This window comes from Pseudomonas sp. PDM24 (genome assembly GCF_019218905.1).
Taxonomy (GTDB): domain Bacteria; phylum Pseudomonadota; class Gammaproteobacteria; order Pseudomonadales; family Pseudomonadaceae; genus Aquipseudomonas.
Map to the genome: position 1 here is coordinate 91,351 of NZ_JAHUWR010000009.1, position 12,051 is coordinate 103,401.

The 12,051-nt window shown below is 60.1% G+C and carries 11 protein-coding genes; 8 read left to right on the forward strand and 3 right to left on the reverse strand.

Translation table 11 applies throughout. The features are described 5' to 3' along the window. The first annotated feature begins 39 nt into the window (after positions 1 to 39). The 3 genes from purL (at position 40) to KW837_RS25305 (ending at position 5,665) form a co-directional block, all read left to right on the forward strand. Positions 40 to 3,936 carry a phosphoribosylformylglycinamidine synthase gene (purL, locus tag KW837_RS25295; protein ID WP_218398943.1) on the forward strand — a complete coding sequence of 1,299 codons (3,897 nt, stop codon included), beginning with the start codon at positions 40 to 42 and terminating at the stop codon, positions 3,934 to 3,936. A gap of 19 nt (positions 3,937 to 3,955) precedes the next feature. Beyond that, a complete protein-coding gene (locus KW837_RS25300; protein WP_007905538.1) occupies positions 3,956 to 4,267 on the forward strand; it encodes a YqfO family protein in 312 nt (103 codons plus the stop codon). A gap of 984 nt (positions 4,268 to 5,251) precedes the next feature. After that, a complete protein-coding gene (locus KW837_RS25305) occupies positions 5,252 to 5,665 on the forward strand; it encodes a DUF6124 family protein (protein WP_218398944.1) in 414 nt (137 codons plus the stop codon). A 202-nt stretch (positions 5,666 to 5,867) separates the two neighbouring features. Here the strand turns inward: KW837_RS25305 and KW837_RS25310 are convergent, their stop codons facing one another. Together KW837_RS25310 and KW837_RS25315 are read right to left on the reverse strand one after the other, a co-directional pair. Then, positions 5,868 to 6,371, reverse strand: a complete 504-nt coding sequence (locus tag KW837_RS25310) for a murein L,D-transpeptidase family protein (RefSeq protein ID WP_192345534.1) — start codon at positions 6,369 to 6,371, stop codon at positions 5,868 to 5,870. Between the two features lie 65 nt (positions 6,372 to 6,436). Further along, the gene (locus KW837_RS25315) at positions 6,437 to 6,988 is read right to left on the reverse strand and encodes an NUDIX hydrolase (RefSeq protein ID WP_218398945.1); all 552 of its coding nucleotides are present in this window, start codon (positions 6,986 to 6,988) and stop codon (positions 6,437 to 6,439) included. A gap of 146 nt (positions 6,989 to 7,134) precedes the next feature. Between KW837_RS25315 and KW837_RS25320 the strand changes: the two genes are divergently transcribed. The 5 genes from KW837_RS25320 to purT all read left to right on the forward strand — a co-directional run bounded on the left by KW837_RS25320 (position 7,135) and on the right by purT (position 10,484). Beyond that, positions 7,135 to 7,734, forward strand: coding sequence for a CoA pyrophosphatase (locus tag KW837_RS25320; RefSeq protein WP_007897550.1), 600 nt, complete (start codon positions 7,135 to 7,137; stop codon positions 7,732 to 7,734). Between the two features lie 56 nt (positions 7,735 to 7,790). After that, positions 7,791 to 8,315, forward strand: a complete 525-nt coding sequence (locus KW837_RS25325; RefSeq protein ID WP_003221962.1) for a gamma carbonic anhydrase family protein — start codon at positions 7,791 to 7,793, stop codon at positions 8,313 to 8,315. After that, positions 8,312 to 8,527, forward strand: coding sequence for a DUF1289 domain-containing protein (locus tag KW837_RS25330; RefSeq protein WP_007897551.1), 216 nt, complete (start codon positions 8,312 to 8,314; stop codon positions 8,525 to 8,527). The genes KW837_RS25325 and KW837_RS25330 overlap by 4 nt, the downstream gene beginning before the upstream one ends. Before the next feature lie 208 nt (positions 8,528 to 8,735). Then, entirely contained in the window at positions 8,736 to 9,203 is a 468-nt protein-coding gene (locus KW837_RS25335) for a VUT family protein (RefSeq protein WP_218398946.1), read from the forward strand. A 99-nt stretch (positions 9,204 to 9,302) separates the two neighbouring features. Beyond that, the gene (gene purT, locus KW837_RS25340) at positions 9,303 to 10,484 is read left to right on the forward strand and encodes a formate-dependent phosphoribosylglycinamide formyltransferase (protein ID WP_218398947.1); all 1,182 of its coding nucleotides are present in this window, start codon (positions 9,303 to 9,305) and stop codon (positions 10,482 to 10,484) included. A gap of 115 nt (positions 10,485 to 10,599) precedes the next feature. Here purT and KW837_RS25345 read toward each other — a convergent pair whose 3' ends face one another. After that, complete coding sequence (locus KW837_RS25345; RefSeq protein WP_218398948.1) at positions 10,600 to 11,916, reverse strand: MFS transporter; 1,317 nt, start codon at positions 11,914 to 11,916, stop codon at positions 10,600 to 10,602. Between the last annotated feature and the right edge of the window lie 135 nt (positions 11,917 to 12,051).

Genomic DNA, 12,051 nt, shown 5'->3' on the forward strand with positions numbered 1-12,051 from the left:
CGGCCTCAAAGCACACCCCTTCCCGAGGCTGTCCCGAAGATGTTGATCCTGCGCGGCGCTCCTGCCCTTTCTGCCTTTCGCCACAGCAAACTCCTTGAGCAACTGAGCCAGAAGGTTCCGGCTGTCAGCGGCTTGTATGCTGAATTCGCTCACTTCGCCGAAGTTACCGGCGTCCTGACCGGCGACGAACAGCAGGTGCTCGCGCGCCTTCTGAAGTACGGCCCAAGCGTTCCAGTACAAGAGCCAACCGGTCGCCTGTTTCTGGTGTTGCCACGTTTCGGCACCATCTCGCCATGGTCCAGTAAAGCCAGCGACATCGCTCGCAACTGCGGCCTGACGAAAATCCAGCGCCTGGAGCGCGGCATCGCGTTCTACGTCGCCGGCCAGTTCAGCGACGCTGAAGCGCAGCTGATTGCTGACGGTCTGCACGACCGCATGACCCAGATCGTGCTGGACAACCTTGAACAAGCCGCCGGCCTGTTCAGCCACGCCGAACCCAAGCCCCTGACCGCGATCGACGTGTTGGGTGGCGGCCGCGCCGCGCTGGAAAAAGCCAACACCGAGCTGGGCCTGGCCCTGGCCGAAGACGAGATCGACTATCTGGTCGCAGCCTTCGTCGGCTTGAAGCGCAACCCGCATGACATCGAATTGATGATGTTTGCCCAGGCGAACTCCGAGCACTGCCGCCACAAGATCTTCAACGCCAGTTGGGACATCGACGGTCAGAGCCAGGAAAAAAGCCTGTTCGGCATGATCAAGAACACCTATCAGATGCACAGCGACGGTGTTCTGTCGGCTTATAAGGACAACGCCTCGGTAATCGTCGGCTCCGTCGCCGGCCGTTTCTTCCCGGACCCTGAAACCCGTCAGTACGGCGCGGTGCAGGAACCGGTGCACATCCTGATGAAAGTCGAAACTCACAACCACCCGACCGCGATTGCCCCGTTCCCGGGCGCGTCCACCGGTAGCGGCGGTGAGATTCGCGACGAAGGTGCAACCGGTCGCGGCGCCAAGCCAAAGGCTGGCCTTACCGGTTTCACCGTGTCCAACCTGCAAATCCCGGGCTTCGAACAGCCGTGGGAAGTGCCATACGGCAAACCTGAGCGCATCGTGACCGCGCTGGACATCATGATCGAAGGTCCACTGGGGGGCGCCGCGTTCAACAACGAATTCGGTCGTCCGGCCCTGACCGGCTATTTCCGTACCTTCGAACAATCGATCACCACCCCGCGTGGCGACGAAGTTCGCGGTTACCACAAGCCGATCATGCTGGCTGGCGGCATGGGTAATATCCGTGCCGAACACGTACAGAAAGGCGAGATCACCGTTGGCTCCAAGCTGATCGTGCTCGGCGGCCCGGCAATGCTCATCGGCCTGGGCGGCGGTGCTGCCTCTTCCATGGCCACCGGCACCAGTTCGGCCGATCTGGACTTCGCATCCGTACAGCGCGAAAACCCGGAAATGGAACGTCGCTGCCAGGAAGTCATCGACCGTTGCTGGCAGTTGGGTGATAAAAACCCGATCAGCTTCATCCACGACGTCGGCGCGGGCGGTCTGTCCAACGCCTTCCCGGAACTGGTCAACGACGGCAACCGTGGCGGTCGCTTCGAACTGCGCAACATTCCAAACGACGAGCCGGGCATGGCCCCGCACGAAATCTGGAGTAACGAATCCCAGGAACGCTACGTTCTGGCGGTTGGGCCTGCGGACTTCGAACGCTTCCAGGCGATCTGCGAACGTGAGCGTTGCCCGTTTGCCGTGGTCGGCGAAGCCACTGCCGAACCGCAACTGACCGTGACCGACAGCCACTTCGGCAACAGCCCGGTGGACATGCCGCTCGAAGTGCTGCTGGGCAAAGCCCCGCGCATGCACCGTTCGGCCGTTCGCGAAAACGAGCTGGGCGACGATTTCGATCCGTCGACCCTCGAGATCGCTGACTGCGTCGAGCGCGTTCTGCATCACCCGGCCGTGGCCAGCAAAAGCTTCCTGATCACCATCGGCGACCGCACCATCACCGGCCTTGTGGCCCGTGATCAGATGGTCGGCCCGTGGCAGGTTCCGGTGGCCGACGTTGCCGTCACCGCTACCAGCTTCGACGTCTACACCGGTGAAGCCATGGCCATGGGCGAGCGTACTCCGCTGGCTCTGCTGGACGCTCCGGCGTCGGGTCGCATGGCCATCGGCGAAACCCTGACCAACATCGCGGCTTCGCGCATCGCCAAAATCTCCGACATCAAACTGTCGGCGAACTGGATGTCCGCTGCCGGTCACCCGGGTGAAGACGCGCGTCTGTACGACACCGTGAAAGCGGTCGGCATGGAACTGTGCCCGGACCTGGGCATTACCATTCCGGTGGGCAAGGACTCGATGTCCATGGCCACCCGCTGGAACGACGAAGGCGTCGACAAGACGGTGACTTCGCCGATGTCGCTGATCGTGACCGGCTTCGCCCCAGTGGCTGACATCCGTCAGACCATGACCCCGCAATTGCGCATGGACAAGGGCACCACCGACCTGATCCTGATCGACCTCGGTCGCGGTCAGAACCGCATGGGCGCTTCGATCCTCGCTCAGGTTCACGGCAAACTCGGCAAGCAGGCCCCGGACGTCGATGACGCCGAAGACCTGAAAGCCTTCTTCGCCGTGATCCAGGGCCTCAACGCCGACGGTCATTTGCTGGCTTACCACGACCGTTCCGACGGTGGTCTGCTGACCAGCGTGGTGGAAATGGCCTTCGCCGGTCATTGCGGCCTGAGCTTGAACCTCGACGGTCTGGCAGAAACCTCCGCCGACATCGCCGCGATCCTGTTCAACGAAGAACTGGGTGCTGTTATCCAGGTTCGCCAAGACGCCACTCCGGACATCCTCGCGCAGTTCAGCGCAGCTGGCCTGGGTGACTGCGTGTCGGTGATCGGTCAGCCGATGAACAATGGCGAGATCAGCATCACCTTCAACGGCGACACCGTGTTCGAAGGTCAGCGTCGTCTGCTGCAACGTCAGTGGGCCGAGACCAGCTACCAGATCCAGCGTCTGCGTGATAACGCCGACTGCGCCGAACAAGAGTTCGACGTGCTGCTGGAAGAAGACAACCCGGGCCTGAGCGTCAAGCTCAGCTACGACGTCAACCAGGACGTCGCCGCGCCTTACATCAAGAAAGGCATCCGCCCACAGGTTGCCGTGCTGCGTGAGCAGGGCGTCAACGGTCAGGTGGAAATGGCGGCTGCGTTCGACCGCGCCGGTTTCAACGCGATCGACGTGCACATGAGCGACATTCTGGCCGGCCGTGTCGACCTGAACGAGTTCAAGGGGCTGGTGGCTTGTGGCGGTTTCTCTTACGGCGACGTATTGGGCGCCGGCGAAGGCTGGGCCAAGTCCGCGCTGTTCAACAGCCGCGCTCGCGATGCCTTCCAGGGCTTCTTCGAACGTAACGACAGCTTCACCCTCGGCGTTTGCAACGGTTGCCAGATGATGTCCAACCTGCACGAGCTGATCCCGGGCAGCGAGTTCTGGCCGCACTTCGTGCGTAACCGTTCCGAGCAGTTCGAAGCTCGCGTTGCCATGGTTCAGGTCCAGGAGTCGAACTCGATCTTCCTGCAAGGCATGGCCGGTTCGCGCATGCCAATCGCTATCGCTCACGGTGAAGGCCATGCCGAATTCGCCAGCGAAGAAGCGTTGCTGGAAGCCGATCTGTCGGGTTGCGTGGCGATGCGTTTCGTCGACAACCACGGCAAGGTCACCGAAAACTACCCGGCCAACCCGAACGGCTCGCCGCGCGGGATCACCGGTTTGACCAGCCGTGACGGTCGCGTGACCATCATGATGCCGCACCCGGAGCGGGTATTCCGCGCCGTGCAGAACTCGTGGCGTTCGGAAGACTGGAACGAAGACGCACCCTGGATGCGTATGTTCCGTAACGCTCGCGTTTGGGTTAACTAAGAGCGGGGAGCTGATTGCCGTGTACAAGCTCGGTTTTTTTGTTCCGGCCAGTCATGTCGAGGTGGTCAAGAGTGCTGTGTTCGCTGCCGGTGGCGGGCGGATCGGGGCTTATGATCACTGCGCGTGGCAGGTGTTCGGGTTGGGTCAGTTTCGTCCTCTGGATGGCAGTCAGCCGTTTATTGGTGAAGCGGGGCAGGTCGAGCAGGTTGAGGAATGGAAGGTTGAGCTTGTGGTCAGCGATGAGTTGATTCGGGCGGTGGTGGTGGCTCTGAAAGAGAGCCATCCCTATGAGACGCCGGCTTACGAGGTGTGGCGGTTGGAAGATTTCTGATCTTCCTGGCCGCTGAAAATGAGAAACCCGCTGAAAGTGATTTCAGCGGGTTTTTTGTTGGCTGCGATTTGGGGCGTGGCGGCCTTCGGGCCGACCAGGTTCTTGTTGATTGAGTACATATCCGTTGCTGCGGTAACGGCGGCTTAGGGTTTCGCCCTTACGGCGAGGCACTTTTGGCAAACGCCCCAAAAGTACCCAAAAGGTCTCGCCCCAAGCGTCCGGCCCCTCGCTGAAGCTCGGCGTTCCTTCGCTCCGGTATCCATCTGGGGGCATCGCCCTACGGTCTGCTTCGCTACGACCTACATGCGATGGGTTCGACTGCGTCGAACGGCGCTACGCGCCAATCCCCAGATAAACACCGGAACGAGGCCTCCCGAAGGGGCGGGCAGATCAAGATCAAAAGCCAGATCAAAAGCTGCAGGCGAGCTAACGCTCGGCCTGTTGAGTGGTGAAAGGCGGGTGTACGCCGCTCCACTGTGGGAGCGGGCTTGCTCGCGAAGGCGGCCTGACAGCCGACCAATCTCTCGCAGACATACATCGCCCCACTTGTAGGAGCGAGGCTTGCCCGCGAAGACGGCCTGACAGCCGACCAATCTCCCTCAGATGTACTCCGACCCACTGTGGGAGCGAGCCTGCTCGCGATGGCGGCCTTACAGACAACGATGTTTATTGATTGCTAAAAATATCAGAACCTTCCCATAAGTTTTTCAGGTTGTCCGTCGGAAGTGGACTCTCTAACCTTTGGCTGTCGCTGCCAATTCAGTGACCGGGACTGCAAGCCCGCCGATAGTTTGTTAGACACCTTTAAGCGCACCTATAATCGTGGCGCTTAAATCAATGGTCATCGATTTATGGTGGCTGTGTGCGGGAGACCTTCGGGTCTGCCGAGGGCCTAACAACTCGGTCTTGCAGACCCGCGCACAGCTGCCACCCATCATCTGCAAGTGATGCTGGTAGCTCCAACTTTTTGTTAGGAGTTTCACAATGATCAAAGACAGCCCAAATCCTCCAGAAACAGACGTAGAAACAGACGTAGAAACAGATTTAGAAACAAACATGGAAAACGAATCCGTTTCCCCCTACGCCTGCCTCAATTCCAAAAAACTCCACGACGCCGCAATCCGTGCACTCGATCACTATCTCGCGCCACCTTCCCAAAAGAAGGTCAAAGCCGGCCAGCGTCCAAGTACGATCTTCGTGGTCGCGCCGAACGTAGATTCCGAAACTCTGCTGGCCCATGCCTGTGAAACCCTGGCTTCGGCGAATGTCATGGCCAGTGAGTTGGCGTACGACCTCACTGGGCCAGCGTGCAATCTGGCCTTGGGGATTCAGCAGATGATTTCGTTGGCGGAGTTGTCGGTGAATCGTGTGTTGGATCATCTGGACCCGCAGGGGTAGGACAATGAAAAAAGCCCGCTGGACCTGTGACGGTCAGCGGGCTTTGAGATTTTCATTGGTTGTGCGGGCCTCTTCGCGGGCAACCCGCTCCCGGATTTTGATCTGCACCCAAAAAGTTGGATACCAATCCTAATGTTGGGGTCAGATCACCACAGGCAACCCCCTCGCCACAAAAGCTCCTCGCCAGCCTTGAAGGTAGCCCTTAGGGGCGAATCTCAATCATCGTGCCGTCCGGCACCAAACCCCAAACCTCGCGCATGTCCATATTGCGCATGGCGATGCAACCATCGGTCCAGTCCAGCGTATGGAACAGGTCTTCGGGATTGTCTTCGGTGTCCGGGGTGCCGTGGATCATGATCATGCCGCCAGGCTCGACGCCTTCGCGCCGGGCACGGGCGGCGTCGCTGATGTTGGGGTAGGAGATGTGCATCGCCAGGTTGAAACGGTCGCTGATCTTGCGCCAGTCCACCCAATAAAAGCCTTCGGGGGTGCGTTTGTCGCCCTCCATCAGCTTCGGCCCCTTGGGGCGTTTCCCTAAGGAAATGCGATAGGTCTTGATCGGCTTGCCATCATTGATCAATTGCAATTGATGGGCCGATTTGAGAACCAGGACTTTTTCGATGACTTTGCCGTCCAGCGTTTCCGTGGAGGAAGCCTGGCTGACAGCGGCGAACGATAAGCAAAAAACAGCAAGCAACCAGCGCATTGAAACGATATCCCTAAGAGGTGTCGCGACTATTTATTTTATAGGTGCTTTTATGTGTGGCAGCTTTAAATGATGGCAGGCTGGACGAGCGGCGGGATCGATTCGGACCGCACGGGGTAGACCTCGGTCCGCCGGTCAGCGAAGAAGCATTCTAAGGTACGGCCCACCGTGCGGAAAGCCAGTTCGCCCCAAGGGATGTCGGCTTCTTCGAACAGTTGCACTTCCAGACTCTCGGGCCCCGCGGAAAAATCCAGGTCCACCAGCTCGGCGCGAAAGAACACATGCACCTGGCTGATGTGTGGCACGTCGATCAGTGTATAGATACTCAGGTTGCGCACCCGGGCACAGGCTTCCTCGGCGGTCTCGCGAATGGCGGCCTGCTCGATGGTCTCACCGTTTTCCATGAACCCGGCGGGCAGGGTCCAGTAACCGAGCCGTGGCTCGATGGCGCGACGGCACAGCAACACCTTCGAACCCCAGACCGGCACGCAACCGGCGACGATATTGGGGTTTTGGTAATGGATGGTATGACAGCTGTCGCAGACAAAACGCAGGCGCGAATCGCCTTCGGGAATGCGCTGGGTTACCGGGTTGCCGCACTGGCTGCAAAATTTCATGCTTGGGTTCCTGAATGCTGCGCCTATCTTGGCGTGCAGCGGTGTCGGTCGGCAAGTTGTCGTTTCGCGACATGAGGCTGTTCGGGGCTTGGGCGGCCGATGCGATTGGTGCATGATGCAGGGTAAGGCACAGATCGAGAAGACTCATGCTGGACGAGCTACTGCACCGGGTAAGCAATCACACGCCGCGTACGCTGGAAACCGACCGACGTTTCCCCGAAGCCGCGGTATTGGTGCCCATCACGCGCAGTGACGAACCGGAACTGGTGCTAACCCTTCGCGCCAGCGGGCTTTCGACCCATGGCGGCGAAGTTGCCTTTCCCGGCGGTCGACGCGACCCCGAAGACCCTGACCTGATTTTTACCGCCCTGCGCGAAGCCGAAGAAGAAATCGGCCTGCCGCCGGGGCTGGTTGAAGTGATCGGCCCGCTGAGCCCATTGATCTCCCTGCACGGCATCAAGGTCACGCCCTATGTTGGCGTGATTCCGGATTTCGTCGAATACCAGGCCAACGATGCCGAGATCGCCGCGGTGTTCAGCGTGCCGCTGGAGTTCTTCCGCAAAGACCCACGAGAGCACACTCACCGCATCGACTATCAGGGCCACAGTTGGTACGTGCCGAGCTACCGTTATGGCGAGTACAAGATCTGGGGGCTGACGGCGATCATGATCGTCGAGTTGATCAACCTGCTCTATGACGCGAAAATCAGCCTGCATCAACCACCCAAGAGTTTTATCAACACCTGAAGCCATCGTTCGCATGGCATGAGTCTGCGGCTGCCTGAGCCTTTGAGGACAATAAGATGAAATACCGCCTGGGCGACGCCCGCGTCGACACCCATCCGCAGAGTTGGGTCGCACCCAATGCCGTGCTGGTGGGCAAGGTCAAACTGGAAGAGGGCGCCAACGTCTGGTTCAACGCCGTGTTGCGTGGCGACAACGAACTGATCCTGATCGGCAAGAACAGCAATGTGCAGGACGGCACCGTAATGCACACCGACATGGGCTACCCGCTGACCATTGGCACCGGCGTGACCATCGGCCACAACGCGATGCTCCACGGCTGCACGGTGGGCGATTACAGTCTGATCGGCATCAACGCGGTGATCCTCAATGGCGCGAAAATCGGCAAGAACTGCATCATTGGCGCCAACTCGCTGATCGGTGAAGGCAAGGAAATTCCGGACGGATCGCTGGTCATGGGCTCACCGGGCAAGGTCGTGCGCGAGTTGACCGAGCCGCAAAAGAAGATGCTCGAAGCCAGCGCTGCCCACTATGTGCATAACTCGCAGCGTTACGCCCGCGATCTGGTCGAGCAGGAAGAATGAGCACCACTGAACGACCTGTTCCATCGCCGTGCGTGAACATTTGTGCGCTGGATGAGGATGACATTTGCACCGGGTGTCAGCGCACGGTGGAAGAAATCACCCGCTGGAGCCGGATGGACAACGCAGAGCGACGCAAGGTGCTGGGGTTGTGTCATGAGCGGGCGAAGTCGAGTGGGTTGATCTGGATGCTGCCATCCAAATCCGATTCCTGAGTTGTCAGCACTTTTGTGGCGAGGGAGCTTGCTCCCGCTGGGCAGCGAAGCAGCCCCCAGCTGACAAAGGTATTCCATCTGACACACTGCATACGCTGATTTGAGGGCCGCTTCGCGCCCCAACGGGAGCAAGCTCCCTCGCCACAGGTGATCTGTGCGCTGGAGATGAAGTACCCTGTGCACCAAAATCGACAGGTACTCCCACCCCATGCTCTTCCTGATCGCCTACATCAGCAGCGTCGTGCTGATCAATTACGCCTTTTCCAGCGCCCCGCACCTGGACATCATCTGGTCGGCCTGGGGTGGGCTGGTATTCGTGTTGCGCGACATGGTGCAAACCCGCTTTGGCCATGGCGCGATTGCGGCGATGTTGGTGGCGCTGGTGCTGTCCTACGTCACGTCCGATCCCTACATTGCGTTGGCCAGCGCCACGGCGTTCGCGGTGTCCGAGTGCATCGACTGGCTGGTGTTCAGCATCACCAAGCGTCCATTGCATGATCGCCTGTGGATAAGTTCGGCGCTGAGCATCCCGCTGGACACCTTCATCTTCTTCGGCATGATCGATGCGTTCACTCCGGCCGTGATCCTCACCGCCATGGGGTCGAAGTTCGCAGGTGTGACAGTCGTGTGGCTGATCATGGCCTGGCGCTTGCGTAATCAGGCCGTCGTCAGCTGAAGCCAAACCCTCAGGTTCATGTAAAATGCCGCGCTTTCTCCCCATGGGAAGCGTGCCAGGCACCGCATCCCTCGATGATCCGCTTCTTGAGGACCTGAGATGACCCGTATCGGAACTCCATTGTCGCCAACCGCGACCCGCGTATTGCTGTGTGGCTGTGGTGAGTTGGGCAAGGAAGTGGTGATCGAGCTGCAACGCCTGGGCGTTGAAGTGATTGCCGTGGATCGCTACGCCAATGCGCCGGCCATGCAAGTCGCCCATCGCAGCCATGTGATCAACATGCTCGACGGCGCAGCCCTGCGTGCAGTGATCGAAGCCGAGAAGCCGGACTTCATCGTTCCGGAAATCGAAGCCATCGCCACCGGGACTCTGGTAGAGCTGGAGTCCGAAGGCTTCACCGTGATCCCGACCGCTCGCGCCGCGCAGCTGACCATGAACCGCGAAGGTATCCGTCGCCTGGCCGCCGAAGAACTGGGCCTGCCGACGTCGCCGTACTACTTCGCCGACACCTTCGAGGACTACAGCAAGGCTGTCGACGATCTGGGTTTCCCCTGCGTGGTCAAACCGGTCATGAGTTCCTCGGGCAAAGGCCAGAGCCTGCTGCGCAGCGTCGATGACGTGCAGAAAGCCTGGGATTACGCTCAAGAAGGTGGCCGCGCCGGTAAAGGTCGCGTGATCATCGAAGGCTTCATCGATTTCGACTACGAAATCACCCTGCTGACCGTGCGTCATGTTGGCGGCACTACGTTCTGTGCGCCGGTTGGCCACCGTCAGGAGAAGGGCGACTATCAGGAATCCTGGCAGCCACAAGCCATGAGCCTGGTTGCTCTGGCTGAATCCGAGCGCGTTGCCAAAGCGGTGACCGAAGCCTTGGGTGGCCGTGGTCTGTTTGGCGTCGAGTTGTTCATCAAAGGTGATCAGGTCTGGTTTAGCGAAGTCTCGCCGCGCCCGCACGACACCGGTCTGGTGACCCTGATTTCCCAGGACCTGTCGCAGTTCGCGCTGCACGCACGGGCGATCCTGGGCCTGCCGATTCCATTGATTCGTCAGTTCGGGCCTTCGGCTTCGGCGGTGATTCTGGTGGAAGGGCAGTCGACTCAGACAGCATTCGCCAATTTGGGCGCTGCGCTGAGCGAGCCGGATACTGCGTTGCGTCTGTTCGGCAAGCCTGAGGTCAATGGCCAGCGTCGGATGGGGGTGGCGTTGGCGCGTGATGAGTCGATCGAGGCTGCACGGGCTAAAGCGACCCGTGCTTCTCAGGCTGTTGTTGTAGAGCTGTAAACCGAGTCGCGCCATTCGCGGGCAAGCCTCGCTCCTACAGGTCATTTGTTGAACGCACTACTGTCGTTTGACGTGATCCCTGTAGGAGCGAGGCTTGCCCGCGAAGCTTTTGGCTTCAGGCAACCCGATTCAAATCGTTATGCCGCGTCTCCTTCAGGCACAGCACCGCGATCAAGCTCAGCACCGCCGCCCCCGATACATACCCGCCGACATAACTCAAACCGCCCATCGCCACCAGTTTCTGCGCAAAGAACGGTGCCGCCGAGGCTCCGACAATGCCGCCCAGATTGTAGGCCGCCGACGCGCCGGTATAGCGCACGTGGGTCGGGAACAGCTCCGGCAGCAGCGCGCCCATCGGCGCAAACGTCACGCCCATCAGAAACAGTTCAATGCACAGGAACAGCGCCACGCCCCAGGTCGAGCCTTGGGTCAGCAGCGGTTCCATCAGGAATCCGGACAGAATCGCCAGCACGCCGCCGATGATCAGCACCGGTTTGCGCCCGAAACGATCACTGGCCCAGGCCGACAGCGGTGTCGCGGCCGCCATGAACAGCACCGCGAAACACAGCAGAGCGAGGAAGGTTTCGCGGGTGTAGCCGAGCGTCGACACACCGTAGCTCAGCGAAAACACTGTCGAGATATAGAACAGCGCGTAGCACACCACCATCGAGCCGGCGCCCAGCAGCATCGGCGCCCAGTATTGGCTGAACAGCTCGACCAGCGGGATCTTCACCCGTTCCTGACGAGCCATGGCATTGGCGAATACCGGGGTTTCGTGGAGCTTGAGGCGTACATACAGGCCCACCATCACCAGCGCGGCACTGAGCAGGAACGGAATCCGCCATCCCCACGAACGGAACTGCTCGTCGTTCAGGCTCATGGCCAGGGTCAGGAACAGGCCGTTGGCCGCAAGAAATCCGATCGATGGGCCGAGTTGCGGGAACATGCCGTACCACGCGCGCTTGCCTTTGGGCGCGTTCTCCGTGGCCAGCAATGCGGCGCCGCCCCATTCACCGCCCAGCCCCAGGCCTTGGCCGAAGCGCAGCACGCAAAGCAGGATCGGCGCCCAGGCGCCAATGCTGTCGTAACCCGGTAGCACGCCAATCAGCGTGGTACACACGCCCATCAGCAGCAGGGAGGCGACCAGTGTCGATTTACGCCCGATGCGGTCACCGAAGTGGCCGAACAGCGCCGAACCCAGTGGCCGCGCAAGGAAGGCGATACCGAAGGTAAGGAACGCCGACAGCATCTGGGCGGTGCCGGAGGTTTGCGGAAAGAACACCGGCCCGATCACCAGCGCTGCTGCAGTGGCATAGACGTAGAAGTCGTAGAACTCGATGGCCGTGCCGATGAAACTCGCGGTGGCGACTCGGGTGGCGGAGTTGGTCGGTTGGGCAGGCGTGGTGTCGCTGAACGTTGTGCTGGTCGTCATGCGGTAATCCCTGACAGTCATGGGCCCCAGTGGAGCGAATTATTATGGTCGAATACCCAGGGATGTGGGTTCAGATACGGTCGCTGTTCAAGGTAGGAACAGTCGTCGCAGTGGTGCGGATATTGTCGATGATCT

Excerpts from the sequence above, each read along its gene's own strand:
- KW837_RS25335 (WP_218398946.1), top strand. The coding sequence starts at position 8,736 with ATGCTCTTCCTGATCGCCTACATCAGCAGCGTCGTGCTGATCAATTAC.
- KW837_RS25330 (WP_007897551.1), top strand. The coding sequence starts at position 8,312 with ATGAGCACCACTGAACGACCTGTTCCATCGCCGTGCGTGAACATTTGT.
- purL (WP_218398943.1), top strand. The coding sequence starts at position 40 with ATGTTGATCCTGCGCGGCGCTCCTGCCCTTTCTGCCTTTCGCCACAGC.
- KW837_RS25310 (WP_192345534.1), bottom strand. The coding sequence starts at position 6,371 with ATGCGCTGGTTGCTTGCTGTTTTTTGCTTATCGTTCGCCGCTGTCAGC.
- purT (WP_218398947.1), top strand. The coding sequence starts at position 9,303 with ATGACCCGTATCGGAACTCCATTGTCGCCAACCGCGACCCGCGTATTG.
- KW837_RS25315 (WP_218398945.1), bottom strand. The coding sequence starts at position 6,988 with ATGAAATTTTGCAGCCAGTGCGGCAACCCGGTAACCCAGCGCATTCCC.
- KW837_RS25305 (WP_218398944.1), top strand. The coding sequence starts at position 5,252 with ATGATCAAAGACAGCCCAAATCCTCCAGAAACAGACGTAGAAACAGAC.
- KW837_RS25345 (WP_218398948.1), bottom strand. The coding sequence starts at position 11,916 with ATGACGACCAGCACAACGTTCAGCGACACCACGCCTGCCCAACCGACC.
- KW837_RS25325 (WP_003221962.1), top strand. The coding sequence starts at position 7,791 with ATGAAATACCGCCTGGGCGACGCCCGCGTCGACACCCATCCGCAGAGT.
- KW837_RS25320 (WP_007897550.1), top strand. The coding sequence starts at position 7,135 with ATGCTGGACGAGCTACTGCACCGGGTAAGCAATCACACGCCGCGTACG.